This is a genomic window from Telluria sp. Soil_C_11 (genome assembly GCF_057657395.1).
In genome coordinates, this window is sequence record NZ_JBDGIN010000016.1 from 1 (window position 1) to 26,361 (window position 26,361).

At 59.6% G+C, this 26,361-nt stretch carries 25 protein-coding genes and 2 pseudogenes; 17 read left to right on the forward strand and 10 right to left on the reverse strand.

Features of this window, described 5'->3' with window-relative positions; all coding sequences use genetic code 11:
- From AC3A6M_RS20255 to AC3A6M_RS20270, 4 genes and pseudogenes are all read left to right on the forward strand, one after another.
- Positions 1–427, forward strand: a 427-nt coding sequence (locus tag AC3A6M_RS20255; protein WP_487854533.1) for an integrase core domain-containing protein, incomplete at its 5' end; no start/stop codon positions are given.
- A 307-nt stretch (positions 428–734) separates the two neighbouring features.
- Positions 735–1,010 carry a formaldehyde-responsive transcriptional repressor FrmR gene (frmR, locus tag AC3A6M_RS20260; protein WP_258848425.1) on the forward strand — a complete coding sequence of 92 codons (276 nt, stop codon included), beginning with the start codon at positions 735–737 and terminating at the stop codon, positions 1,008–1,010.
- A gap of 57 nt (positions 1,011–1,067) precedes the next feature.
- Positions 1,068–2,177, forward strand: coding sequence for an S-(hydroxymethyl)glutathione dehydrogenase/class III alcohol dehydrogenase (locus tag AC3A6M_RS20265; RefSeq protein ID WP_455829105.1), 1,110 nt, complete (start codon positions 1,068–1,070; stop codon positions 2,175–2,177).
- 50 nt (positions 2,178–2,227) lie between these two features.
- Positions 2,228–2,627 (forward strand): annotated as a pseudogene (locus AC3A6M_RS20270) (VOC family protein).
- A 359-nt stretch (positions 2,628–2,986) separates the two neighbouring features.
- Here the strand turns inward: AC3A6M_RS20270 and AC3A6M_RS20275 are convergent.
- Complete coding sequence (locus AC3A6M_RS20275) at positions 2,987–3,289, reverse strand: putative quinol monooxygenase (RefSeq protein ID WP_175719042.1); 303 nt, start codon at positions 3,287–3,289, stop codon at positions 2,987–2,989.
- A gap of 110 nt (positions 3,290–3,399) precedes the next feature.
- On the opposite strand from AC3A6M_RS20275, the gene AC3A6M_RS20280 reads away from it, so the two are divergent.
- Positions 3,400–4,365 (forward strand): GlxA family transcriptional regulator, encoded by a 966-nt coding sequence (locus AC3A6M_RS20280; protein ID WP_175719043.1) that lies wholly within the window; start codon positions 3,400–3,402, stop codon positions 4,363–4,365.
- A 122-nt stretch (positions 4,366–4,487) separates the two neighbouring features.
- On the opposite strand, the pseudogene AC3A6M_RS20285 reads toward AC3A6M_RS20280, so the two are convergent.
- Positions 4,488–5,360, reverse strand: a pseudogene (locus AC3A6M_RS20285) (IS3 family transposase); the annotation flags it as partial.
- 64 nt (positions 5,361–5,424) lie between these two features.
- Between AC3A6M_RS20285 and AC3A6M_RS20290 the strand changes: the two are divergent.
- Positions 5,425–6,117 carry an IS6 family transposase gene (locus tag AC3A6M_RS20290; protein ID WP_081925863.1) on the forward strand — a complete coding sequence of 231 codons (693 nt, stop codon included), beginning with the start codon at positions 5,425–5,427 and terminating at the stop codon, positions 6,115–6,117.
- 213 nt (positions 6,118–6,330) lie between these two features.
- Here the strand turns inward: AC3A6M_RS20290 and AC3A6M_RS20295 are convergent, their stop codons facing one another.
- Positions 6,331–6,966: a thioredoxin domain-containing protein gene (locus tag AC3A6M_RS20295; RefSeq protein ID WP_487854534.1), complete on the reverse strand. Its 636-nt coding sequence runs from the start codon at positions 6,964–6,966 to the stop codon at positions 6,331–6,333.
- Positions 6,966–8,432 carry an ATPase, T2SS/T4P/T4SS family gene (locus AC3A6M_RS20300; RefSeq protein WP_314542461.1) on the reverse strand — a complete coding sequence of 489 codons (1,467 nt, stop codon included), beginning with the start codon at positions 8,430–8,432 and terminating at the stop codon, positions 6,966–6,968. Before AC3A6M_RS20300 ends, AC3A6M_RS20295 begins: the two co-directional genes overlap by 1 nt.
- A gap of 147 nt (positions 8,433–8,579) precedes the next feature.
- On the opposite strand from AC3A6M_RS20300, the gene AC3A6M_RS20305 reads away from it, so the two are divergent.
- The 11 genes from AC3A6M_RS20305 to AC3A6M_RS20355 all read left to right on the forward strand — a co-directional run bounded on the left by AC3A6M_RS20305 (position 8,580) and on the right by AC3A6M_RS20355 (position 18,712).
- Positions 8,580–9,776, forward strand: coding sequence for a tetratricopeptide repeat protein (locus tag AC3A6M_RS20305; RefSeq protein WP_487854535.1), 1,197 nt, complete (start codon positions 8,580–8,582; stop codon positions 9,774–9,776).
- Positions 9,777–9,832: 56 nt separating this feature from the next.
- On the forward strand, positions 9,833–10,294 hold the full coding sequence (locus tag AC3A6M_RS20310) for a hypothetical protein (RefSeq protein WP_487854536.1): 462 nt from the start codon (positions 9,833–9,835) through the stop codon (positions 10,292–10,294).
- Positions 10,291–11,856, forward strand: a complete 1,566-nt coding sequence (locus AC3A6M_RS20315; RefSeq protein WP_487854537.1) for a hypothetical protein — start codon at positions 10,291–10,293, stop codon at positions 11,854–11,856. Before AC3A6M_RS20310 ends, AC3A6M_RS20315 begins: the two co-directional genes overlap by 4 nt.
- Positions 11,853–13,313: a conjugal transfer protein TraN gene (traN, locus tag AC3A6M_RS20320; protein ID WP_487854538.1), complete on the forward strand. Its 1,461-nt coding sequence runs from the start codon at positions 11,853–11,855 to the stop codon at positions 13,311–13,313. Before AC3A6M_RS20315 ends, traN begins: the two co-directional genes overlap by 4 nt.
- A 15-nt stretch (positions 13,314–13,328) precedes the next feature.
- Entirely contained in the window at positions 13,329–13,691 is a 363-nt protein-coding gene (locus AC3A6M_RS20325) for a hypothetical protein (protein WP_487854539.1), read from the forward strand.
- Positions 13,692–13,693: 2 nt separating this feature from the next.
- The gene (locus AC3A6M_RS20330; RefSeq protein WP_487854540.1) at positions 13,694–14,566 is read left to right on the forward strand and encodes a hypothetical protein; all 873 of its coding nucleotides are present in this window, start codon (positions 13,694–13,696) and stop codon (positions 14,564–14,566) included.
- Between the two features lie 150 nt (positions 14,567–14,716).
- Positions 14,717–15,970 (forward strand): DUF1173 domain-containing protein, encoded by a 1,254-nt coding sequence (locus AC3A6M_RS20335; RefSeq protein WP_487854541.1) that lies wholly within the window; start codon positions 14,717–14,719, stop codon positions 15,968–15,970.
- Entirely contained in the window at positions 15,971–16,852 is an 882-nt protein-coding gene (locus AC3A6M_RS20340; protein WP_487854542.1) for a cyclic nucleotide-binding domain-containing protein, read from the forward strand.
- A gap of 54 nt (positions 16,853–16,906) precedes the next feature.
- Positions 16,907–17,755 (forward strand): restriction endonuclease, encoded by an 849-nt coding sequence (locus AC3A6M_RS20345; RefSeq protein WP_487854543.1) that lies wholly within the window; start codon positions 16,907–16,909, stop codon positions 17,753–17,755.
- Positions 17,731–18,033 (forward strand): hypothetical protein, encoded by a 303-nt coding sequence (locus AC3A6M_RS20350; protein ID WP_487854606.1) that lies wholly within the window; start codon positions 17,731–17,733, stop codon positions 18,031–18,033. Before AC3A6M_RS20345 ends, AC3A6M_RS20350 begins: the two co-directional genes overlap by 25 nt.
- Complete coding sequence (locus AC3A6M_RS20355) at positions 17,993–18,712, forward strand: adenylosuccinate synthase (protein ID WP_487854544.1); 720 nt, start codon at positions 17,993–17,995, stop codon at positions 18,710–18,712. The genes AC3A6M_RS20350 and AC3A6M_RS20355 overlap by 41 nt, the downstream gene beginning before the upstream one ends.
- 206 nt (positions 18,713–18,918) lie before the next feature.
- Here the strand turns inward: AC3A6M_RS20355 and mobF are convergent, their stop codons facing one another.
- From mobF to AC3A6M_RS20385, 6 genes are all read right to left on the reverse strand, one after another.
- The gene (gene mobF / locus AC3A6M_RS20360; RefSeq protein ID WP_487854545.1) at positions 18,919–22,239 is read right to left on the reverse strand and encodes a MobF family relaxase; all 3,321 of its coding nucleotides are present in this window, start codon (positions 22,237–22,239) and stop codon (positions 18,919–18,921) included.
- The gene (locus AC3A6M_RS20365; protein ID WP_487854546.1) at positions 22,236–22,724 is read right to left on the reverse strand and encodes a hypothetical protein; all 489 of its coding nucleotides are present in this window, start codon (positions 22,722–22,724) and stop codon (positions 22,236–22,238) included. Before AC3A6M_RS20365 ends, mobF begins: the two co-directional genes overlap by 4 nt.
- Before the next feature lie 2 nt (positions 22,725–22,726).
- Positions 22,727–24,745: a type IV secretion system DNA-binding domain-containing protein gene (locus AC3A6M_RS20370; RefSeq protein ID WP_487854547.1), complete on the reverse strand. Its 2,019-nt coding sequence runs from the start codon at positions 24,743–24,745 to the stop codon at positions 22,727–22,729.
- Complete coding sequence (locus tag AC3A6M_RS20375; protein ID WP_487854548.1) at positions 24,735–25,130, reverse strand: hypothetical protein; 396 nt, start codon at positions 25,128–25,130, stop codon at positions 24,735–24,737. Before AC3A6M_RS20375 ends, AC3A6M_RS20370 begins: the two co-directional genes overlap by 11 nt.
- Positions 25,120–25,524, reverse strand: coding sequence for a hypothetical protein (locus AC3A6M_RS20380; RefSeq protein WP_487854549.1), 405 nt, complete (start codon positions 25,522–25,524; stop codon positions 25,120–25,122). The genes AC3A6M_RS20375 and AC3A6M_RS20380 overlap by 11 nt, the downstream gene beginning before the upstream one ends.
- 300 nt (positions 25,525–25,824) lie before the next feature.
- The coding region (locus AC3A6M_RS20385; protein WP_487854550.1) for a hypothetical protein at positions 25,825–26,361 on the reverse strand (537 nt) is incomplete at its 5' end.

A 26,361-nucleotide genomic window follows, 5' to 3' on the forward strand; every position in this document is an offset into this window, starting at 1 on the left:
CGCAAAGCGGCCATCTTCTCAAAATGGTGTATCAGTTTTCAATCGCTGCCTGTATCAGTTTACAACCGCTGCTGACACAAGGCAGCCCGAACGGAATGAGCTGGTCCACCATAGCGACAGGGGCTCGCAATACGTGTCGATAAAGTACAGCGAGCGCCTGGCAGATGCCGGCATTGAGCCGTCTGTGGGCAGTAAGGGCGACAGTTACGATTATGCCCTGGCTGAGACCATCAATGGACTCTATAAAGCTGAACTGATCCACTGCCGCGCTCCCTGGAAAACGCGTGAAGCCGTTGAACTGGCTACGCTGGAATGGGTTTCCTGGTTCAACCACCATCGCCTGCTGGAACCGCTCGGCTATATACCGCCGGCTGAAGCTGAGGCAAACTATTATAAGCAGCTAAGCAGTCAGGCTATCCCAGCCTGACTCACACTAACCGGCCTCCACGGAAACCGGGGCGATTCATTACAGTGCGCTGCTTGAGGTGACGCGACAACGACGTTGACAAACGCCGTGCAGGTAGTCTGGTTGTTTGTCGGCATCCTATCAGTAGTGTTGGTGAATGGAATGCCTCATGAACGTGTCTCTTGAGTGGCAGGTTTGAGAGGGGACTGACGTGGATTTATAAAATTTAAGGAGGCGAAAAAAACACAAATTTCAGCAAAAAATCGGTTGCTTATACTATAGGGCAGTATGGTATAGTGGGGGCGCTTAACTAGTAGAGAGGTGTTCGATGCCACATAGTCCGGAAGAAAAGAAACAAGCCCTCACGCGTATCAGGCGTATCAAAGGACAGGTAGCTACTCTTGAACAAGCACTTGATGCAGGTGCTGATTGCCCTGCGATTCTTCAGCAGCTCGCGGCAGTCCGCGGAGCGGTTAACGGCTTGATGGCCACGGTCCTGGAAAGCTATCTGCGAGAAGAATTTCCGAATAGCGAGATCAGGAGTGATTCGCAGAACAAGTCCATTGACGAAACAATCTCTATCGTCCGGTCGTACCTGCGTTAGAGAGATGAAGTGTCCTCGATGAGAACAAATTCACCTAGATTAGAAAGAAACCACATCATGAAATCACGTGCTGCAGTTGCCTTCGGGCCTGGAAAACCGCTGGAAATCGTTGAGATTGACGTTGAGCCGCCGCGCAAGGGCGAAGTTCTTGTCAAGATCACGAATACTGGCGTATGCCACACCGATGCCTTTACCTTGTCGGGCGATGACCCCGAAGGTCTTTTCCCGGTCGTTTTGGGCCATGAAGGAGCGGGTATCGTCATGGAGGTAGGGGAAGGGGTAACCAGTGTGAAACCTGGCGATCATGTCATTCCACTCTACACCGCTGAATGTGGCGAATGTCTGTTCTGTAAGTCCGGTAAAACCAATCTGTGTGTCGCGGTTCGTGCGACCCAAGGCAAGGGGCTGATGCCCGATGGCACGACTCGCTTTTCTTATAACGGCCAACCGCTTTACCACTACATGGGCTGTTCGACTTTCAGCGAATATACGGTTGTTGCGGAAGTGTCACTGGCCAAGATCAACCCCGATGCTAATCCGGAGCACGTCTGCCTGCTGGGTTGTGGGGTAACAACCGGTATCGGTGCCGTCCACAACACGGCCAAGGTGCAACCGGGCGACTCGGTCGCCGTCTTCGGTCTTGGCGGCATTGGGCTCGCTGCAATCCAAGGTGCGCGCCAAGCCAAGGCGGGTCGCATCATTGCCATCGACACCAATCCAGCCAAGTTCGAGTTAGCTCGTAAGTTTGGCGCGACCGAATGTCTCAACCCTAAGGACTTCGAGAAGCCGATCCACGAGGTTCTCATCGAAATGACCGGCTGGGGCGTGGACCATACATTCGAGTGCATTGGTAATGTCAACGTGATGCGCTCTGCGCTGGAAGCTGCCCATCGCGGCTGGGGCCAGTCAATCGTCATCGGCGTCGCCGGTGCTGGCAAGGAAATCTCGACCCGTCCATTCCAGCTGATCACTGGTCGGACTTGGAAGGGCTCGGCTTTTGGCGGAGTCAAAGGGCGCACCCAACTTCCCGGCATGGTGGAAGACGCAATGAAAGGTGAGATCGATCTCGCCCCATTCGTTACCCACACCATGGGTCTCGAGGATATCAACAAAGCCTTCGATCTGATGCACGAAGGCAAGTCGATTCGCACGGTGATCCACTATTGATTCACGAACACTAACTATTCATTCAACATCAAATATCAAGGAAAAGAACTATGTCTAGTCCAGTTAGTTCCGGTGACAGCATTTTCTCGCACGTCTTTATCGGCGCCGCCGACGTTTAGAAGTCGGCCGCGTTTTACGATGCGACTCTGGGGGGCTCTTGGCATCAAGAACCTCGGTCCATTCGGTAACGGTTGGGTGCTCTTCGGCCGTGAGAAGCCGGCTTTTATCATTGCCCGTCCTGGCAACGGTGAAGCACCCTCCAGCAATGGCGTGACGATCGGCTTTGCTGCTGCAACTCCCGCCGAGGTAGATGCATTCCACGCCGCCGGCCTTGCCGCAGGCGGCACCGACGAGGGGCAGCCTGGCCCGCGTGGCCAGCTGCCTGGCGCCTACGCAGCTTATCTGCGTGATCCGGCGGGCAACAAGATCTGCTCGTACACCTTTGTCTAGAAATAGCGAAAGTGACGGCATTCGGAAAGAGCTTGCACAAGCCTCTATAGGGGCGAGCATTAGTCAAACCCTTTAGATGATGTCGGCTCAAAACGGTCGGCCCGCAGCGGAGTACATCGTGCGCCGCAGCGGGTATTTACGGTGAGGCGAGATCCTTTCAATCAATGGTAACTATGAGGGCGTTATGAAAGAACCGGCCAACATTCACATGACGAACGCACAATCTACTCCGGCCGACACCCCTCGGCGAGGGAAACATCACTGGCTTTCGCGCCAGAAAAGGCGCGTCCCAGTGAACTCAACTCTAGGCGGCATGCTTCATCGACACGATTGTCGTTTCCGCCACGCCGCCATGCTCATTACGCGGGCACCTTGAAGGCGAGCAGATCCGCCTTTTCGATGACCGGATCGCGAACGAAGAGGTCCTTGGCGGATGCCATCAGAGCCGTAGCGACTTGACCGGTCAGGTGACCATTGCGGCCAGCTTCGTTGTCGAACGTGTCGAAGATGGCGAACGTCGACTTGCCGGTACGGATCGCGAACCAAGTGATGGTGAACGCCTCTTTTTCCACGATTTCCTTGGCGCCAGCCAGGAATTCGGCGACTGCCTCTTCCTTACCCGGCTTGGCTTCCATGGTCGCGAGGATTGCGAGCTTACTCATGATTTTCCTTTCGTCCCGTATGTGGGAATGTGTTTAAGAAGCCTGTACTTTAGACAGCTTGTTCGCTTACAAGAAGTGGCAAGGCTGCCTTTTTTGATATGATTCCCGCCATGGACATTCATGTACTTGCGATCAACGGTGTCGCGGACCTTGGGCTCTCGGCAATCGTGGACACGTTGAACTACGCAAACCAGCTCGCCCCAATGCTGGACCCTCCACCTGCGCCTATGAACGTCACGGTAGTTGGCGCCCGACGCCGCGTTCGAACCGCCAACGGACTCATTGTTCCAGTGCAGTCCATCGACCGGCAGTCTCGGCCGGACGCGATCGTCACGCCTGCCCTTGGACCGGTGACGTCTGATGCCGTTGAGGCCGCACTTGAGCAGCCGGAGCTACGCGATATCAAGGCAGCGATGGTCGCCCAATTCAACGATGACGTATGGATCGGCGCCGCTTGCACAGCGACTTTACTGCTCGCAGATACGGGGCTTCTGAACGGACACACGGCGACAACATCGTGGTGGCTCGCGCCGCTTTTTCGCCGTCGCTATCCGCAGGTTTCGCTTGACGACTCGCGCATGATGATCGTCTCGGCGCCGTTCGTCACAGCCGGGGCAGCCTTGGCACACGTCGACTTGGCGCTTGGACTCGTGAGGCGTCGAAGCCCTGCGCTTGCAGCACTCACGGCCCGCTACCTGCTGGTCGATTCGCGCGCATCACAAGCGGTTTACGCCATCCCTGATCACCTCGCGCACGCCGACCCCTTGGTCGAGCGCTTCGAGGGATGGGCGCGTCGCAATCTTTCGAAGGGATTTAATCTCGCCGACGCTGCGACTTCGATCGGAACAAGCGAGCGCACCTTGGCGCGGCGCATGCGGAGCACGCTCGGCAAGACGCCCCTCGGGTTCGTCCAGGATTTGCGTATCGAACACGCGGTGCATCTGCTCCAGACGACTCACGAAAGCGTCGATCGGGTGGCCGAGCAAGTGGGCTACGTCGACGGTGTGACTCTGCGAGGGCTACTTCGTCGCAAGCTTGGAAGGAGCGTGCGAGAGCTCCGTGCGACGACGCTCTAACGTAATCGAGAAGGCCAAGCGTCGCGTCCAGCAGAGGCGGCATCGGCCACGGTCGTAGCTTATCTAGGCGCTAAGCTTTGCAAAACCAGCTCGGCGTTTGTCAACGTAGTTGTCGCGTCACCTCAAGCGGCCCACTGTAATGCTTCTGGCCGAATCTTTTCCGGATTCAACCAGACCTGACTCTCCAGTGTCCAGTTCCTAATCCCCCGCGACCAGCACTGCGGATGGCGGTTGCGGGCATCGTCATAAACCTGCTCCCGACGTTTCAGAATCGCCGTATCCTGGCCGTTGTGACGCTGTGCTGGCGTCACGAATTTCAGGCCACTGTGCTTGTGCTCCTGGTTGTACCAGCGCACGAATTTCTGCGTCCATGCCTGCGCTTGCTCCAGGCTCGCAAACGGTTTTCTCGGGTAGTCCAGCCGGTATTTGCAGGTGCGGAATAGCGATTCGGCACAGGCATTGTCGTTGCTCACACGCGGCCTGCTGAACGACGGCGCCACACCCGGTTGCTCCAGGGTGGCCAACCTGGTCGCCCCTTTCATGGCGCTGCCATTATCTGAATGGAGCACCAAGGAACGGCCTGCCAGTCCTTCGGCCAGGCTGGTCCGGCGCATCAGCCGTGACGCCAGTTCCGCCGACTCCGCCACGTGCACCTCGTGCCCGACGATCTTTCGGCTGAAGACGTCAAGCACCATGTACCAGTAATAAAATTGGCCCTTCACGGCAGCTGGCATCCACGTAATATCCCAACTCCACACCTGGTTCGGGCCGGTGGCGCAATGGCTCGTAAGCACGCGTTCGGAAGGCTTTCTTGCGCGGCCGCGGTGATGCTGCTGCGATGCTGCCTTCAAGACGCGGTAAAAGCTCGACTCCGACGCGACGTAGACGCCCCGATCGGCCAGCGCCGGCACGATCTGACTCGGCGGTAGGCTGGCAAATTCCTCGCTGCTGGCAACGGCCAGGATCTCGGCTCGCTCATCCTCGCTGGTTCTGTCGCATTAGGGAACGTCGACGGGTCAATCGGGTAAACTGCGGCGCCCGAACCCAGGACGAATCGATATGCTCAACTTCAAAGGGATGCGTTTTCCTATCGACGTGATCCTGGTCTGCATCCGTTGGTATGCAGCCTACCCGCTGAGTTACCGGCACCTCGAGGAGATGATGGAAGAGCGCGGCGTGTCGGTCGACCATTCGTCGATCAACCGGTGGGCGGTTCGTTTCCTGCCGCTCATCGAGAAGATGGCCCGGAAATACAAGCGCCCCGTCGGTGGCAGCTGGCGAATGGATGAGACCTATATCAAGGTCAAAGGGGTCTGGAAATACCTCTACCGCGCCGTCGACAAGCAGGGCAAGACTGTCGACTTCCTGCTAACGGCCAAGCGCGACATGCCTGCAGCGAAGCGCTTCTTCGAAAAGGCGATGGGTGCGAACGGCAATCCCGACAAGATCGCGATGGACAAGAGTGGTGCCAATAAGGCGGCGATCGACGAGGTCAACGCTGGTCGCGACGTCCGGATTGCGGTACGCCAAGTCAAATACCTCAACAACATCGTCGAGCAGGACCATCGCGCTATTAAGCGGGTGACCAGGCCGATGCTCAACTTCAAATCGTTCCGGTCCGCCAGTTCGGTGCTGGCTGGAATTGAGCTGATTCACATGATCCGCAAAGGTCAGTTCGAGATCGACGGCGCCGAGGCGATGTCGTTCGCCGACCAATTTTCTGCGATGGCAGGAGTGGTCCGTCCAGTGTGAGGGGCGCAGCTCCGTTTTCGGCCAATTTCCGCCGTTTGATCAACAACGCGACAGAACCGGCCAGCGCGGGGCGATGAAGGATATCGATCATGAATGACTCCTAAGAGGACTTTCGCGCGCGAAAGTACGTCGAAGTTGCGGGACCACGCGCCTGCACTTTCGCGCGCGAAAGTGGGTACCAGATGGACGATGTGATACACGCGCCTGCGAAGCTTATTCGTGGAGCGTCACCATCGAGATGACGGCGTTGACCAGGGTACTGAACTGGTTGGTGTCGCCGCCCGTGAACTCGGGCGTTACGATGTAGGTACCGGCGACCGACACGCTCGGCGTGTTCGTGATCTTCAGTTTTCCCTGCAGGCCGATCAAGCGGTCGACGTCCTCCTTGAGGATAGGCAGGTTGTCTTCGACCAGGCGGCCCATGGGTACCGGAATACCGGCCGCTTTGCCGATCCGTTCAATGCCAATCCAGTTCCGTGTCGACAACCCCATTTCCTGCACGCCGCGCAGCGAGGCCTCGACAAAATTGTTGACGTAGCGCGGGTAGAAACGCTGGACGGCCGCGAAGGCGAATGCATACGGCAGCCCGTCGGCTTTATTCACGACCGGCGTGAAGGCGAACTGCTTATCCTGCGGCAGCGTGTTCGCAAGATTCAAAAAGAAGGGCAAGTACTGCTTGGAGAAGCTGCAGGACGGCGAGAAAAACGCGCGCACGCGAAATTCATCGCCTTCTACGGTTTTGACCTGCAGGTAAGGTCGGAGCTGGTCGGCCGCGCCGGCACCGGCCGGCGGCGCCGCGTGTACGGAAAAGGTCAAGCCGAGTGCGATCGTGGCAAATAATCGTTTCATCACTTGAACATCCTCTTGAAGACATCGTCGAGTGTTGCTGCACTGTTCAGTTCTCTCTCCGCGATGTAGGTATCGATGCCGAGAGCGACTTCCTGATAGGTCAAGCCAAAGCGACGTGCCAGTTCGGTACGCAACGGCGGCGTCGCGCCGGCCGGGCGGTTCGTTTCCAGCTTCGTCCGGCAATCGCTGAGCTTTGCGGTCCCCTGCTCCACCGCACGCAGCCCGGCCATGACCAGGGTTTCGTACTGGAGTTGACGCGACCCCAGGCGATACATGGCATCGGGATCGAACCTGTCGCCGCGGATGACCTGGCTAATGGGATAGTCGATCTCGACAGCTTCGATGAGGGCCGTCTTGCCGACCCGCGTCTGCGATGTTGTTTCGCTCAGCGGCCGTGCAAGTTCGAGCCCGTTGTCTTCAAGCCAGGATCGTTCGTAGACGCCCAGCTCGCGCGGCGCTGGCTCCGACTCGAATTTATAGATCAGGCGCTGGGCCATGATCAGCTTCAGCGATTCGGCCAGGCGCACAGCGTCGCGCGTCCGGTCGGGTAACAAGTCCAGCGCGCGTGAGGCTGCATCCGTGGCGCCGTTCGCGTGGAGGGTCGATAACACCAGGTGGCCGGTGGAGGCCGCGCTCAACGCAACGTCCATGGTCTCGACGTCACGGATCTCGCCGATGAGGATGATGTCGGGATCCTGCCGCAACGCCGAACGAAGCGCCTTCGCAAACGTCACCTCGCCGCGCACGGCGATCTGCTTGATCGGGCCCGGACCACGCAACCGGTATTCAACCGGATGTTCGATGGTCACGATCGAGTTCTGGCCATTGATCAGATAACGCAACATGGCGTTCAACAAGGTCGACTTACCCGAACCGGTCGGCCCTGTTGCAAGGATGAGTCCGCTAGGCTCGCAAATCAGACGCCGAATCAATGCCTCAAGCGCATATGGCAGACGCAGCTGCTCGAGCGTCGGGGCGGTCTGCTGGTTGATGAGACGGCTGGTGAAGCTCCAACCATCGAAAGTCTTCGCATATTCGACCCGGACGTCGATGTCGTAGGGCTGCTCGCCGGTGGTCGGCAGACCCTGCTCCCTCACCCACCACGCGGGAAAGGACAGCGAAAAGCGCGTCGACATCAAATCAGGCGTGCTGCCGCCCTGGGGCGTATTCGTCAAGTCGAACATCTTGGCCCGGAAATGCTTGCCGTTGTTGTCGCCGTCGTAGCGGAAATTCACCATCCCCACCGGAGTGCGGATGCCGAACTCAACAGCGAGCCCCTGCCAGTCGTGGCCAGAGATGTGCACATCGGAAGCGCCGGTGGCAACGGCGTAGGCGAATGCACGCAGCAGCACCGTCTCCACAGTGCGGTTCGAGCCTGTCGTGATGGGCATCATCGCCAGGCGCTCGTCTTCGCTCAGACGATTGCCAAACAGTTCAGGGTACTCGGGTAGGGTGAATTCGATCATGGGGTCGACCGTCTCGGTGGGAGGAAGCGTTGCTATAACTGCATGACGATCGTACGCATCGGTCCAAAAAAAGTCAATTTAAATTAAGTTTTTTGGGGTTATCAAGCGTATAATTCTTAATATGGATTGACTTTTTTGGACGCGAAGATGCCTACCGTAAACCTTCCAAGACGTAGCTCCAGTGGCGGCGTGCTCGTTGTTGGTCTGCTGTATTCGCTTCTCGTTGGAGGCCCGTTGCCGGTTGCAGCCCAACAGCAAGTGAGCAACACATCGCAGCCGGGCGTCACTCCCGAGGTGCAGTGGAACCGTGACCTGCTTCGCTCTGGCCGGGTTGAACAGATTGCCGGGTCGATGAGACAGGGAAACAAGGCGGCCGCGCAAGCCGCCGACGATTCCTTGATCGGCCGCGCCAGGGCCGCCCTGCCCTCGTTGGACCAGCTGGGCGCTTCGCTGAAATTCGACGGGACCTATGTGTCCGTTTCGCCGCATGGTCCGGAGGTGATTGCCCTGATTCGCCAAGTGCCAATGCACAAGGGCAAAGACCGCAACGATATTCTCGCTAAACTCCTGAACTTCACCCGGCAGGGTGTGCCCGAGGCCTTGACCTTCAGCGGCTTTGTGTACGAGTACGGCTTGTTCGGCGCTCCACGCGACTTCGCACTTGCACGCTCCCATTACGAGGCGGCGGCGGCCAGAAACTATCAGCCGGCCATCTTCAATCTCGCGAACATGGCCTATTTCGGCAGAGGTCAGCCGAGCAATCCTGAGCTGGCGCGTGACCTGGTTCACCGTGCGGTGTCAATCGGCAGCGAAGCGTCCAGCCGGGTGTGTGGTCTTGCCACTTTCATCGACTATCGGAACGGTGATCGCGATGCAGCCGCAAGGGTAGGAAAGACTTGCTATTCGGCGCTCGCGAACATCCCGAACGCGGCATACAACAACCAGCTGCCATTGGACCGTCGCATCAAGCTGCTTCGCGATTCGATCGCGACCGGTGCGCCTGACGGTTATCGGTGGCTCGAAGAGATCACGCAACGCGCCGGCCCGGACAAGGCTCAACTCTACTGCAAGTACCGACTTGTCAACCGCCTCCGGACGGCTCCCGGCTCTCTCGACATCAAGGCGCTTGCGCGTACCTGCTACGACACCAGCACCGCGGGGGCGGATCGCAAGAGCACCGACAACGTGGTGCAGGGAATCACGTCGTTCGTGCTTGCGGAAACGCGCGCGCTCGACCAGTTGCGTCGCAACGACCGATTTCACCATGCCTGGAGCGTACCGTATCTGCCGTTCGCGCAGTCGGACGCCGATCTCTACGCAACCGTCATGAAGGACGCCAAATGAAGCGGTCTCTCGCTCTATCGTTGGCGGTTACGCTGCACGTAGCCGCGCACGCGCAAATGTCTCCCGACAGCCCCCTGGTGCAAGCCCTGCGCAACGGCCGCGCCAGCACCGCGCTGCCCGATTCCCGGGGTGCGCAACTGGTCGCCCAGAAAATCCAGCAGCAAACCAAAAGTCAGGGCGATGTCACGGTAGCGTTCGTTCGCATCTCGCGTTTCTCGTCGCAACCCCGATGCGGCCGGGTCGGCTACGCACTCTTCCAGGCTTCCAGCAATACCTATTGGCCGCAGTTCGGCGGCCAGATGAATGTGTGCGACGACGGGACGCCCCCGCTGCGCTCGTGCAAGGGATCTAGCGCACTGGTTGCGGCAGAATCCCAGTGCAGTGACGGAACGTTCTCGGTCGACACTCCCGAGATTAAGGCAGCGATCGCCAAAGCGGTCGAGGGCGGCAGCATGACGGGGGAACAGTTCAAGGCGCAGTTCGCCCCTCGGCCTAAAAAAGGCGGGGTGACCAAATGAAGATGCTGCGCTTCGTCGCTGCGCTGTACATGGCGTGCGCGGCACATACCATGGCGACCGCACAGAATGCAGCGACCCTGTCCGACGGTAAGGCGTTCGCCGAATCGCTTGCCCCTCAGTCCGCGAGTCAGATCGTCAATCCGTCCGGCGTCAACCCTGCAGCCTGGTCAGCTGGCTCGAGCGCGATACCGACGAGCATGCCGTCCGGCCTGGGCGCATTCTCGTCCCCGCTCACTAGCTCGCCGCTGTACAACATTTCGGGTGCCCAGGGTGCGCTCTCTGGCCTGGGCAACAACAAGATTCTCAACTGCAAAAACTACGTGCCCACCGGCGATCCGATCGCCGACCAGGAATGCGCGGCGGTGAAGTTCATGAACAAGGACTGCGTCCCGCTCAACAACTCGCAGCTCCAGGTCGTCGGCGCTACCGGCGTGGCGACAAACCCGGGCGTCAACTGCACGGACACCTACGGTGGCGGACTCTCGAATTTCGGTTACCAGAATGCGATCACTGCCAACGATTCTGTTTTCCACCTGACCCAGGGCGCACAGAACAATGCGTCTGCGGTCACACCGCAGAACTGCGTGTCGACGCCGATCATCACCAAGCCGGCGCAGTACGAGACAAACCAATGCAACAAGACCGTCAGCACCGACGCTCACGTCTGCACGCAGGAACTGGCCGTCGCGATCACCACCAGCTATTCGCCGGCGACGCCGAACTACTCCTGTGCGGTGGGAACGCTGCAAGGGCAATACTGTGTGCGGACGACGACTAGCCCAGCGTCCGTATCGTACTGGTGTCCAGCCGGTACGCTGTCGGGCACGCTGTGTATGACCAGCAGCACCTCCCCCGCCTCGCTTTCCTATACATGCCCAAGCGGAGCCACGCTATCTGGAACCACGTGTACGGGTCAGGCTTCGGTACCGGCCAATACGACGTATTCGTGCTCGCAGGGCACGCTCAACGGCGACCAATGTGTCAGTTCCTACAGTGGGACGATCACCTATACCTGCTGGCCGGGGTCGGTATCGGTTGGGAACAACACCTGTCAATTTGGGTCAGGCTCGCCGGTGCCTGGTGCGTCTTGCAACTACATGGGTTCCATCATCGGCTATATCTGCACGGGGCCGGCGACGGGGACGACATCTTGCCCAAATGGCGGCACCGTGTCGGGCACCAGCTGCGTCACCACCACGACCGCGACCATCAATTACCAGTGCACGCAAGGCACCCTCTCCGGTTCTAACTGCATCATCGATGCAAATGGCCCTGCCACGCCGGTGTACAGCTGCTCGTCCGGGACGCTGTCGGGTACCGACTGCGTGTCGAGTGATAGCACGCCTGCCGTTCCCAATTACCACTGCCCGACTGGGCAGACCCTGAACGGCGCCTTGTGCGAATCGTCGACCACAAGTAATGCGGCACTCAGCTATTCCTGCCCGGGTGGCACGACTCCGATAGGCAACCAATGCAAGAACGTACTTGTGCAAACGCACTGGATCGACAACTGCCTGCCGTACGAACAAAGCGCGGGCGTACCGCTGGGAGCCCCGAAATGATCCGGAAAATCGCTGCCGCTGTCGCCGCGGCTTGTGCTATCCAAGCGCCGGCATGGGCCGAGTCTTATCCAGCGGGCGCCTGCAGCCTGGTGCCCGGTTCGCAGACCTGCATTGACTCGACGCCATGCAAAACCCTTACGGACGGCCAGCTGGTTTGCCTGGCCGGAGCTCCGGCACCCACCGGTGCAGTCTCAATCCCGCAGGCATGCTGGAAATACTCGTACCAGTACGCGTGCGACAACCCGACGCCAACGAATTCTTGCACGCCCTACGAGAACAACCCGGCCTGTTCGGTCGTCGGCAGCGTCTGCACCGATCACAAGGCGGAAACAGGGGAATGCACGGCCTGGAACTTCACGTACAAGTGCATGACGCACCCGGCCGAGACAAGCGCGCAGGTCCAGTGCTCGGGCAATCTCTTCGACACAAGTTCCATGACTACTCCGGCAAACCAGAACATCACGTTCGTGAAGGCAGCTCTGGCAATGGAAATCGCGCGTGAGACGCAGGTCTACGCCGAGCCGAACAAGACCGTCTTCAACGGTGTCGCCGAGTCATGCACGAAGGGATATTTCGGCCTGCGCAATTGCTGCACTGGGACACCGGGCGCGACTTCCAATCGTGGCTTCATGCAGAAAATGGCTGGGAACGCGGCATTCAGTGTGGCGAAGTACGCAGGCGAAAAGCTTGTCGACACGGCGTCGCCCTACGTTTTCGACGCAATGTACCAGAACGTCGAATATTTCTCGACGGGCTTGCTGCTGTCGGTCCAGAACGCGGAAAACGTCGTGCTGCAGGACGCCGGCACAGGCTTTGGGCAGGCGATCGGAACAAACTTCGCTTCGCAAGGCATGACGTTAAGCGCATATGGCTTCACGTACGGTACCGGGACTCTCGATATGGCGACGGCCTTACCGGGGACGATGGATCTCTCCGGGACTTTTGGCTTCTCTGCCGGCGAAGGCTTTGTCACCTTCAACCCCTACGTCTTCGCTGCCCAATTGGCCCTGCAGTACCTGATGTCGCTCGCACAATGCAGCGAAGAAGAAAACATCTTCCAGATGCACAAAGGCGCGAACCTGACCGTATTCGTGCGGGAAGAGTGCAGCAAGAAGGTGTTATTCAGCTGCGTCGAGCGCAGGCAGCATTATTGCTCGTTCAACTCCGTCCTCGCCAAGATCATCAATACGCAAGGTAAGTCGCAAATGGGCATGAACATCGAAGACTGCTCGGGCCTCACGCCGGAACAGGTCAGCCAGCTGGACTTCACCCGGATCGATTTCAGCGAATTCACTGGCAAGTTACTGGAGGAGGCCCAGGCTAACCTTCCAACGAACATCAAGGGCAACTACACCCCGGTCATCCAGAACACGGACCAGGGCGCGTTGCAGAACCCCGGCAACGGCCTCGCTTACCCGCCTGGCGCCGCTCCAGTTGCTCCACCGACCAACCCGTAATCTAACGAAAGGTGCATGATGAAGGTCTTCGATTCCTCCCCGAACATCACGCTCGAGCGGCCGCGCCGTCGACGTACCATCCTGGCAATCACGGCCGTTGCAGCGATTCTCGTCGCCCTCGTTGTCGCGTACTTCCACCAGCGTAGCGCCTATTCGGCCCAGCTCGAGCAGCTGCGAGGCGAGCTGACTACAGCGCAGGGAAATGTCAAATCGCTCCAGGGAGAAGTGGCCGGCTTGAAAGAAAAGCTTGACGCTTCAAGCTCGAGCATTAACAGTTGCACAAGTAGTCTGGCGTCTGAAACGTCAAAGGTTGCCGCGTTCGCAAAGCAGGCGGCAGCTTGCGAAGTGATCCGTACCAAACTCAACCTGAAAGGCTGACTATGCGCGCTCTTGCTTTCCTGGTCGCCGGTGTCCTACCGGTCGCCGCCCTCGCCGCTCCCGCCCATTTCGATGTCGGCGACACCCATGTCATCGTGGTCCGGCCGATCGACAACTGGGACCCCAACAAGACCACTGCGGAATATTCTCTGGATGGTCTGCGATCCAAGAATTTCGGCTTCCAATACATCGATGCCGCCGGCACGAAGGTCGTTCCGAGCTCGGGAGGACTGTTCCGCGAGAAGCGTTCGACTCCGCTGTCGGACGAGGTATTCAAGATCATGGCCGGCAGCGGCTTTGGCAACAAGGGTTCCCACGTCTATTTCGTCAGCGGCCCGGTCAAGCTTGAACCGGGCCAAATGGCCGACTTCGTCCGGGCACAAAACCAGTACTTTCGCGCGTCCGTAATTAAGGACGGCGATCCGGCCACCCTCGCGTCGCGCGTCACCGCCAAAAAGGCCGTGAACGTGCTTGCAACAGCTGCGGTCGCGAAATTCGGCGTGGACAAGTTCGGCGTCGACGCGGTTAACCTCTCCCAGTACAGCACGCTGTATTCGGACATCGCAAAACTGACGGGCGGGGCAAGTAGCGCCTTGCTTCCGCTACCCCTGCCCGAGTTCGACTACGCCGGGTATTCAGAAATCGAGATTCGGCGCGTGGCGGACAACGCGGGGCATGTCGGCGAGATCGTGATCGCCTATCGCAATCCGAAAACGCCGGCCAGCGAACAGGGCGCCCTGGCACAAGCCATCGCGGCGGCCGGCGGCGTCGGGACCACGGTCGAGGAAGTGGAAACGACGCGTGCCAAGAGTTACCAGCAGCGGCTGGCGATCTGGGCCGAATGCCAGGCGGCGACGGCCTGCGCCCAACAGTAACTTTCGCGCGCGAAAGTGAGAATAACCATGGACGACGAATCCCGAAAATTTCAGCGCCTGACGCAACGCGGCGCGCGTGCCCTGAACTGGGCGGCCTTCATCATCCTCTTCATCTTCATCGGCATCGCAATCATCAACTGAGGAGCAGACATGCTGCGCATCCACGACCAGCTGTTCGAAATGTCCGATCCGGCCCTTACCGCTGCACTGGCATCGGTCTACGGGACCAAGGTTCGTCCCTCCTGCGACTGCCGGCCTGGCGGTGTCGAGATGTATATCGCCAGGGTCACGGGTAAATTCGCCGTCAAACGCATGCCGAACACAGGCCCTGACCACGCGCCACATTGCGATTCCTACGAGCCGCCGGCCGAGTTGTCGGGGCTTGGCCAGCTGATGGGTAATGCGATCGACGAAAACGCGGACGAGGGCCTGACCACGCTGAAGCTGGGCTTCTCCCTGACCAAGGTAGCGGGAAAAGCCGCGCCCTCCCCCGGCACGTCTGAAAAGGACAGCGTTAAGACCGATGGCAACAAGCTGACCTTGCGGGGCACATTGCATTACCTTTGGGAGCAGGCCGGCTTCAATCGCTGGTCGCCGGCGATGGAAGGAAAGCGACATTGGCCCGTCATCCGCAAGTACCTGCTGCTGGCGGCCGAGAACAAGATGACCAAGGGCAGCGCGTTGGTCGAGCGGCTTTACATTCCCGAACCGTTCGACAAGGACAAGAAGGCCGAGATCGCGCAACGGCGCATGGCTCGCATGGCGAAGGCGGCAGCACCTCTAAAGGAAACACGGCAGCTGATGATCGTGATCGGCGAGGTGGCCGAAATCGGCACGGCACGATATGGATTCAAGATCCGCTTCAAGCATGTGCCTGATTGCGACTTCATGATGAACGAGGATATCCATAAGCGCCTGCAGAAGCGCTTTGCGACCGAGATCGAGCTGTGGAGCTCAAACGGCGATAATGGCGTTCACCTCATGGCGATCGCCACCGTCGGAGTCGGCCATACAGGCGTACCGTCGTTCGAGGAGATCGCCCTGATGGTCGTGTCGCCAGGCTGGGTGCCGTTCGAAAACCAGTTCGAACTGATGTTGCTCGGCATGCTGGGCGATAAGAAGCGGCGTTACGTGAAGGGCCTCCGGTACAACCTGGCGTCGACCAGTCCTCTGGCCGCGGCCGTCCTGTCGGACACCGAACCGCAGCCGACCGCCGTGTATATCGTGCCGCCTGGCGCCAGTGACACCTACCGCGAGGAGATGGACAAGCTGATCGAGGGCAGCAAGCTGCCGTCGGTGAAGTGGGAACTCGATTCCGGCGAGATGCCCGCCTTCCCGCCGGCGGCGCCGCCAAAACCGTATCGGAAGCAGACCCCGCTTCCCGCAATGGAAAGCGAGGCTTGAATGAGGCACGCCAGCCTTCTGCAGTGGTCCCCTTATTCCATTGGCGGCCTTGGTCTTTTTGACGACATCGACCCGTCAGCGCAGGCGCTGAGCGAGGCGCCTGTAGTCTCGCTCAGCGCCGGCGAAACTCTAGAACCGTCGCGATCCGGGGAGCCACTCCTGATCATTCCAATCCAAGGCACCCTGGTGGTAAGCAACGGCGAAACCACGGCGTCCTTCGAACGGGGCGCGCTCGTCGGTGTCTCCGAGGTATTGCTGGGTATGGCCAGCGCCGCCAGCGTACGCGCCGACACCGACGCGGTGCTACTGCTCATAGACCGTACCCGCCTCGACCGACTGGTCGAGCTATCCGCACACTTCTCACATGTCCTCGCCAGGGTACTGCTTGGATGCCATCCGGGCCGGGAGGCTGGCCTGGAGCGTGCCGGCGCAGACTGCCCTTCCCTCGACGACGTCGTCCCTGCAGACATTGGATGCGTCGTGCTCGTCAGGATGATCAACCGTGAGGCGATGAGCCTTTGTCACGGTCACGTCGCTGTTCGCCATGCGATGGAGGGCCTGGAAGGTGCCGTTCGTCAATCGATCAGGCCGTTTGACCTTTACGTACCGCTCCCGACCGGAGAGTGCATAGTGGGACTCGATGGCGACATGTTGGCGGCATCGATCGTTGCCAACCGTCTGATCTCGAGGGCGTCTCGCGTGGTTGTGTTCGGCGACATGCATACGCCGTTGCCACACCTGCAGGTCGTCGTTGGAATTGCCACGTTGGAGCAAGGCGAAACCCTGCGCGAAGTCGCGAACCGTGCTCGCGACTCGGCGCTGCAGGCTGCCCGTGTAGGTAATGGTGGTCGGGGGAGCCCTGGCTTGAGCCAATTCAGATAATAATCTAGGTTAACTTTCGCGCGCGAAAGTCCGACCAACTTTTTATTTATCACGATGCCACGAAAACAAAAAACGAGCGCAGCGGAAGACTTCATGGAACTTATCGCGCTGATGCCATGGTGGATGGGTTTGTCCGTTGGTGCGCTTAGTTACTTTTTTTTGCATTCAGTCGCAACGGCGCCCTTGGAGACGGCGCCGGTGACGACTGCACAGGGATTGTCCGCGATGGTAGGGCCAATGCTTGGGCGGACATTGGCCGGATTTGGGCAGTATGTCGTTCCAGTCTTGTGTTTGATGGGCGCTCTCGGCTCCGCAGTGCGGCGCAGGACGCGCGTCTCGCTTCTAAACAAGGTTGCCCGCAAGGGAGGCATGGATGCCTTGAATGGAATGACCTGGCGAGAATTCGAGCAAATGGTCGGTGAATGGTTTCGAAGGCAGGGATATACCGTCGACGAAGTCGGCGGTGGAGGGGCGGACGGAGGCATTGACCTGGTGCTTCGAAGAGAGGGGGAAAAATTCTTGGTTCAATGCAAGCAATGGCGCTCAACCCGAGTCGGCGTCAGTGTCGTGCGTGAGCTTTACGGCGTAATGGCTGCTGAAGGCGTCGCCGGCGGCTTTGTCGTTACGTCTGGATACTTTACAGAGGACGCACAAAAGTTTGCCCGCGGACGGAATGTCCAACTCCTGGACGGGAAAGCACTTCTACTCATGCTCGAAAAATTGCCTCCTTCACCAATGCCTCAGGTTCGAACTGAAATTCAGGTACCAGGTGTTGATGCGCAAGCGTGCCCTACGTGCGGATCGAAAATGGTGCGGAGGGTAGCCAAACGTGGAGGAAATGCCGGGCAGCCGTTCTTAGGCTGTAGCAGGTACCCAGCATGCAAAACGACGTGTCCTTTATAGCCGTTCAAGCCATCTATTCTCGTGGAGAACACATGACTGAAATCACAGAAGCGGCTATCCAGCGTGTCGCACTGAAAGAAGCGGAGGATGAGCTTTGCGCCCTGGGCCACACGCTGGTCAACGAGGGATGGGATACCACTACGATCGCACTGACGCTCGATGTGGTGCGGATAGCGCTTTACGGAAGCGATGGCGCCGGCAACGGCGTCGAGCAGTTCGCGGCCGCTCGCGATCGCCTTGCATCTCGCCGCCAGGAAGAATCAGCCGCTCGCCATTAAAAGGGAGATCCACGTGCCCCTCACACATCGTCAATTATGCGACCTGGCCGTAAAGTGGTTGCAAAGGCCGGCTAGTCGATCTGGTCCAGGATGCCAGATCGCATTCTCGGAGTGCCGTTCTGATTGGAAAGGGGAAACACCGGACGCCATCGGTTTCCGGGCTGCCGTATTCAAAGAAGCCTCGGTAGTGGTCGAGGTCAAGGTAAGCCGGGCCGATTTTCTCGCTGATCGCAAGAAGCCGCACCGCATTGATCCTTCTTTGGGCATGGGTACCTATCGATACTTCATGGCGCCCGCCGGCCTTATCTCTCCTGAAGAGCTGCCGGCGCGCTGGGGCCTGATCGAGGTTGGCGATCGCTCGTCACTGAACGTCGTGTGCGGCCACGTCCTGCTCAAATACCGTGAGGAAGACAATTGGCGCCATGAGCCAGCGCTAAATGCGGAATGGACGCTCCTGGTACGCATGCTGAACCGGGTTGGAGACGTCGAGAAAGCCCAGGGCTACCTGAAGGAGGCCAACAACCGCAACGCCGCGCTGGCCCGCGAAAACGATGCTCTGCGCGCGGAAAACGATCGGTTGCGCCTGCGAGTAGCCCGCCCCGTCCGAGGCCTTCCTGGAGACGATATGCCGCCTGCGAGGGTGCGTTCAACACACGGGGATGGTCCTTCAGTGCCCTGATCGCGTCCAGTCGGAGCCGGTATGGTCTGTGTATGGCCGGTGCGCTACGTGGCTTGGACCCGCTGCTGACAGCTGCCGGCCGCGGCGCCGGCCTCGTCGCTTGGTGATCTCTGTTGGGGTAGCGCGTGTCGAATGTCTGTTAGTTGCAAATTCGCGTCGTATGCACTGCATTGAAACAGGATCCCGACGCGCCGGGATCCTATCCGTTACAGGCTCAGCTCTGGGCCGGAACGTTCTTGCTGTCGCTCGCGCACCGGCCCCTGGGTCTGCTCGCGTACCTGCACGCGATCGAGCGATACGTTGCGGCCGATGTCGATCGCGGTTGTCTTCTCCGGCTCCTTGCCGGCATTCTTGAGCATTTCTTCCCGCCCCTCTTCGGTCGTGACGATCTCCGTGTTTTGCTTGGCCCTCGAGGCGGCCACGTAGCTGGCTTCCCGGTTTAGCCAGAAAGCACCCTTTGGGCTGACCAGGAAGATTTCGCGGTGGTTGGTGACCCCTTGCTCCTTGTGCGAGGTATGCGCATACGCATGGTCGACGTAGCGCAGCTGGCGGTCGGTCATCGAAGACTCGCGGCCGTCCTGCCAGCGCACCCGTGCGCCGTTCCCGTCGATCTGCTCAATCACGCCCCGGGTGCCGTTGGCGATGCGGTCCGGATCCTTCAGGCGGCCGATATTCGCTCGCGCCTCGATCGTGTCCCCCACCGCGTACACACGTTCTTCCATCCTGCCAAAGCTAAACCTGGTGTGCTTCGACGGATCGATTTCTACCAGCTTGCCGTTCTCGCGCTGCAGGACCAAGCGGTTGCGGTTGAGATCGTACTCGACTACCGTCAGCATCTCCTCGCGCGCAATCCCGAGGCTCTTGTAGTCCTTCAAGGCGGTCAGCCGGTCGACCTTTTCCTGGGCGAGCGACGGGACGAACTGGTATTGCTGTCCAGTGAGCTTAGGATCGTCCAGGTGCTGCTTCTTGTGGTCAGGGCCGCTGATGACACCTTCTTCGCGCAGCGCCGCGCGGATAGCCTTGTTCGCTTCCTTGCGGTCCTCGTTGGTAATGGCCACCACGCCGATCTTCGGGTCCGTGATGCCCTCGCTGAGTAATTGTTTGCGGTTTTCGATGAAGCGTTCCGCGGTGGTAGCGTACAGATCATTCGTAAGCGTCGTGTCGAGCGCTTGCAGGGCGGGCGCGAAGCGGCCTTGCTTCATCTCGGCGATCGCTTTCTTCTGCTGCGCGGTCGCGTTGTCGAACCGCCTCGTTTCTTCGATCTTTGAAAGATTGATCCCGCCTTCCTGGGTCTGCAGGAACGCCCGGCCGGCTGAGACGGACCCGTGTTGCTTGGTATCGCCCTGCAAGACCACCCTCGCGCCCATGTCGCGCGCGATCTCGGATATGCGAGCGGAGTCCTTGGCGCCAGTCATCGACGATTCGTCCATGACCAGCAGGAAGGGCTTGCCCTCGGCATTACCGGTGGCCAGCAGATTTTCGATCTGGGCCGTCTTGGTCAGGTACGAGCGTAGACGTGCTCGCTCCTGTACGTTCTGCTCCCGGTGTTCGGCCCGCGCAGCCTTGGCCTCCGGGCGGCCGACCACTTCATAGCTAGCCAGGCTGCGCCCGACGGCTTCCTGCACGTTGCCGGCGGCCTGCGAGGCGCGTGCGCGAAAGCGATCACCAAACGTTTCCGCCCGCTGCAGCTGCTCCTCGCCGCCGGCGCGCCGCGCCTGGCCACCGTCCTGCAGCTTGATCCCTAGCGTGTTCAGCGGATGCCACGCGCCCGTCTCGGCCTTCAGCACCTCACCGCTTTTCGAATCAAAAACATAACGGCCGGGACCAAATCCACTCCCCTCCAGGTGCAGATCGCGCTTCGCAACACGCTTGACCTGCGGAATCGTGCCGGGCGAATGCGCGAACTCCACCTCGAGCTGACGTAGCTCGCCTTGCAGCATTTTGATCCGCTCGTCGCGCTCCGTGAGGAAAGCCGCTACGGTCTGACTTCTGATTCCGGTCGCCTTTTCAAGTTCACGGGCGCCGGTGGTCGACGTGGCGATCCCGCGCGTCTCCCAGCCACGCTCCCGTGCCACTTCCTGCACAAACTCCAGCGCTGCCGTCTTGCCGGTACCGGCATCGCCCTGGATGCCCTGGAACTTGTCCTCATGCATTAGGACATTGCGCGCGGCGTTGACCTGCTCCAGCGACAGCTTGAAGGGCGCCCCGGTCTCGACTGTCTTTCGTTGCTCGAAGCGGTCCAGCAACTGGTTGAACTCTTCACGGGTTTGCACCAGCGCGATACCCTTACCCTTCCCTTTCCGGATCGTGTCCTGCAGCGTGAGCTCGTTGGCGATCGCCGCGGACGTCGTTAGCTGCGGCGTGCCCTTGCCGGCGCGGTCGACCAGTGAGCGGTCCTCCTTGCGGTCCTCGATTGCCTGTTTGATCGCGTTTACGCCGGCACCGTGGCTGAAGAAGACAGCTTCTGACTCCAGCTTCGACACCGGAAAGGCCTGCTCACGCTCAGAAAGGTGTTTCACGGCGCGGGTGACGCCATCTCGGGCCAGCTGTTCCTCAGATACCAGCTGCGGTCCGGCCTTCCTCGCCTTGTCAACGATGGCGGCAAGATCGAGGCCGGCCTCCCGCGCTTTCTCCTCCCAGATTTCGCGCAAGTAATCGCGCTCGAGGTCGACCTTGCGCGCGCGAGTAGCCAGCACGGCGGACTGGCGCGCCTGGTGCGAGGCGCTGTCGGGATCGATACCGCGCGCCTCGAGCGCTTCCCGCATTTGTTTGGTGCGCTGGCTGAATGCCTCCAGGTGTGGACCCTCCACGCCCTTGATGTCGAAGTCGATGCCGTTTTCGCGGTATGCAATCTCGTACCCCGCCTCCCGGAGATTGCGGCCGAGCTCAGCTTTGTAAATGGTGTCCGCTTGGGTGCGAATCCGGAACAGCTCGTCGTTGGTCAGCGAACGCCACTTCTGTGCGTCGTGGTCATATGTGACCGCCACGACGACGTTGTGATTGTGGAGCTGGGGGTCGTTCTCGCGGCTGGTCTCATGCTGGACCGTGGCGTAAAGCAGGTTGCCCGTCGGCTTGAACTGGTTCTGCCCATTTTCATCCTTTACCCGGACCTGGGCGCCGTGCTCTTCGAGCCATTTCATCGCAACCCGGTTTGCGTCGACGTGCCCCTGCACTACCCGTTCATCGCCCCCGACCAGCCCGACGATGGAAACGCTCTTCGGCGCCGAAATCGTCATGTCGTAGCCGAGCCTTCGCTCATCCCCTCGCGAATTCGCCGACAGGTCCTGCACCTCTCCCGTTGCCGGGTTGGTGATCTCGCCGTCCAGGAATTTGACGAACTGCTCTTTGGTCACGGTCTCACCCGCAAGACCGAGCACCTCGGCGCCGTTCCCCTGCCAGGTCAAGTTGGCCTGCTCGTTAACATAATAGTTGTCGGCGCGGTCGTGAGCCGGGCCATCCGACTTGAGCGCATTATCGTGATAGCGTGCTGCGTCGTCACTGCTGCCCAGCTTGTAGAGTCCGATCATGGGCGCTCCCCGTAAAACGCTTGAACGGTGAAACTACGCTCATCCGGCCGAGGACGGACCAGAAGCTCGACGCGCTCCCTTTCGAAGCGCTTACCATGGTTGTAATCTGCGGGTGAAAACAGGATCTTGCGCAGGGGCCGGCCAGACGCATCCACCGTCAAGACGGCGATGTTAGGAAAATCGTTCGCGTCGCCCAGGTTCGTCAAATCGAACGAAATGGGAACACCCACCTGGGTGGCTGCGCCGGCACGCAGCCCGGAAACCTGCAGGAATGCAGGATCGTTCGTCTGTGGCCGCAGGCTCATCTTGCCCCGGACCCCATCATCCCACACGCGTTTTACTGCTGCGTCATTCTTGTTGAGACCGTCCGTGACGGCATCGGTGATTTCAGCGCGAAACACGTAAGCGGCCGTAGCGGCCAGTAACGCGCCCATGAACAAAGTATTGATAGCACGTCGGATAAGTGTCGGTTCGGTCGCCAGCATGATTAGAACCCCAGGTCGATTTCACGGTGCGGATTCGGCGTCGCCACCTCCGTAGATGCGGAGGTCATCGAGACGTCGATCACGCCGTCCGCGGCTTGCTGTTCGTTCGCTTGCTGCTTTTGTTGCTGCTCCTGCTCTTCCTTCTTCTTGCGCTCCGCTTCGATTCGCGCTTGCTCGGCCTCACGGCGCACGCCATCGAACGCGCTTTCGCCGCTTGGCAGGACCGGGCGCGAGATCTTGAAGCGTGCATCCCGCGGCGGGTTCTCGTTCCGCTTCGCGAACGATTCGATTCGTGCAGGAAGGATCCAAAACCTCCTGCGGAGCCATGCCGAGTAGTCGACCGCGGCGACGGGGAAGTCACCGGACAATTTTAGAAAACCGGTACAAGGAGAGAGCTGACCGAACGTCGCCGGCATGACCGCCCACTTCTCCTGCTCGTTGATTACCAGACCCGCGCCATCGCGCTGCTCAACGACTGCAACGGCCTGGTTCTGCGAGATCGTTTCCGTCTCCGCTTTACCAAATCGTTTCGCGGCGCGTTCCTTCGCTTCGGCATCGTTCATCGCCAGCTGCAGCAGCGTATTGAATCCATTCATGGCAGACTCGGCGCGGTCCTTGCCCAGGCTCGTGACAAACTGGCTGTCGACCTGGGTGCCGGCGACGATCGATACACCGAACTTGCGCAAGGTCGCCAATTGTTCGTCGACCTTGATGTCACCCAAGGTGTGCACTTCGTCCAAGAAGAACCAATATTGGTCGTGATGCACAACTTCCTGCCGGGCCGCGATTGCGTTGAAGGCGACCTGGAGCAGCAGCCGGTACAGCGGGACAAACATCGCTTTCGTGTCGTCCGTGCCGAAAATGAACAGGCGCACATCATCGTCGCGGTCGAGAAACTCGGACATCGACCATTTGCCTTCATTGACCGATGCAATGCCGTCGAGGTAGATGGAGATCGAGCTGATCACGCCTTGTCGCTGGCCCTTGGAGTCCCCTCCGATAGCGGAGCTCGCCACCGATTTCTGAATGAGCAGGTTCATCTCGTCTTCGGGCATTTCCAGGAAAGCCTCCGCAATGTCCTTCGTGTTGACCGCGCCTCGTTCGGTCAGGCGCAAGAGGATTACCGAGAAGAGCGCGCGGGCCGCATCCTCGAAAAAGCTGTTGGCGCCAACCGTTCCGGCCGTCGATTTCGGTGGCAGAAATGCCTGTGCAAGAGAACTGGAGTCGTATCGATTCTTCATCTCCATGAAGATCGACCAGGCGATCGAGCCTTCAAATGCCGGGTTGAAGAATATATCCTTTCCTGGCCGATAGTACGCCCTGAAAAATTCTCCACTCTGGTCATAGATCACCGCTTTGCGTTTGTTTCGGAAAACCTGCTGCATGAGGTCATGGATCGCCATCGACTTGCCGCTACCCTGCGCCCCGATCGCAAGAATCCCGCGCATCGGCGCATCCCGCGGCAGCAGCACGTGCGCCAGACGGTATCCTGATGGGCCAATCTTGCGCACGAGCTGACTAAGCTCGGCAGCGGTAACGATGTCTCTCGCACCACGGATGCGCCTATTTGCTTGCTGCTGTCGCCCGCGGAAAACGAAGAGCTGCCAGACCGCGAAGTAGCCCAAAATGCCAGCACCGGTCGCGATCCATACGGTTCGTCGGAAGTCCCGTGCAGGTTCCCAGCGCTCACCCATCAAAGAAGGTAAATCCTTCGCCGCGATGTACTGGACTGGCGGACCGACTTCAGCGTTGACGCTGACAATCTTACGGGTACCGTCCAGATCGCGAATACGCCACTTCCTTGGAACCGTATCGTCCAGCACTTTTCCTTCAACGTACAATTTTGCGACGTCGAACTCCTGAGGCGAGGCGGCAGAAATCCAATATGCGATCGGCGCGACGAACAGTGGAAAAGTCCCGAAGACCAAGCACTTTTTGGCCGCCTGGATTGTCAGTTTGACTCGCGTGGACACGCTCGCCTGGCCTACACCAGCATTTGTCGCTGCGATGTTACGCGCCATAATTTTGCTCCCTCGCCGGCACTTGAAGCAGGTTGCCATGTCCGTCATGATCGACGACGGTTCCCTGACGCGACGTCAACGTGTACTTCGCCAACTCAGACGGAAGTAGGTCCTGAAGCTTCCATGCAGTTGCGCCATAGCTGTCACGCCAGGCACCGCTGGCGGTCAAACAGAAGTCGCGGAAACGAAGTTCGCCTTCGTCTGTCAGGACCTGCAAGTCGACGGCGACAGTCCTGTTTCCCGCAACAGTGAGGATCTCGCTCATGGTCACCAGAGCCGACGATTCGGCGGCGGGTTGATAAATGGACTCGACCACAAAGTAGCGGCCACTTGGAAGCGACTCGAGCTTGTTGACGCTCACGAAACCGGGGAGATCAGTGATCATGGCCGACCTTTGCGTTCGCCGTCCTCGCGGCGGCAACCGATGCTATCCGTCCGCCCTTACCGAGGGCCTCAAATACCGTTTTTCGGTATTCGGTCATAAGACGCTCTTTGTATGCCTCTGGCGTTTCGTTGGCTCCCTGGCGCAAGCTCAAGACTGTTTGCTCGACGTTCAGATGGAGTGCTGCGCCCATCATCTCCTGGAGCTTTTTCATGTGCTCCAGGATCGAGAGCTGGGTTTGCATGATCTGCTCGGAATATGAGTCGTAGCGAGCCAGGCCGTCGCGGATGAAGGTGCGCAAGAGCTCCGCTTTGTCCTGTCCGCGCCGCTTCATCTCCTCCTCAAACGCCCTATGCAGGTCCACATCGAGCCGTGTACCAACAGGAATAGTCTTCATCGGACGCTCCCAAAAAGTCAATTTAAATTAAATATTATACTTTCGTCCACTCGCAATCAATTGAAAACAAGGTAATGCCCTGATTTACCACATGTATTGGGTTTCAAGACATGTGCGGGATGGTCTTGACTCTCCGCTGTAAACAGACTTTATGCTTTAGGATCAGTTAGTTAGCGCCGTTTTGTACGCAGCACGTTTCGTGCGTAATGTGTGTTCTTTTAGAGGGGGGTGTGGGGGTCTCTACCCCCACCTTTTTCATTTCTGGGACGGGGTCCGGGGCACCGGATCGCGTCCCACCGGTCAGACCTTCGCTGGCAGGACGGGCACCGGCCTGCCAGCGCTGGAGTAGTGCGCTCTTGCCGGAGTGCAACGCAGGCAAGTCGTGCATGATCCGCACGGGTCGGCGTTAGCCGAGCCGTGGGCTGGATACCGCGGCGCCGCTACCACCGCCGTCAGCGTTGACCAGGCGTGATCGGCCAGGACCTGGTCGGCGGCGCCGGTGCGCGTCAGCGTCACCGCGCCCGGATCGGGCCAGGTGGCCGAAGTCCGCGAAGTGCCTGGGAGCGGCAGGACGGCGGCGAAGCCGCCGGCGCCGTGATCGGCCAGCACCTGATCGGCGGCGCCGGTGCGCGTCAGCGTCACCGCGCCCGGATCGGGCCAAGGTAGCCGAAGTCCGGGAAGTGGCCGGGAGCGGCAGGACGCGGCGGCGAGGCCGCCGGCGCCGTGATCGGCCAGCACCTGGTCGGCGGTGCCGGTGCGCGTCAGCGTCACCGCGCCCGGATCGGGCCAAGGTAGCCGAAGTCCGGGAAGTGGCCGGGAGCGGCAGGACGGCGGCGA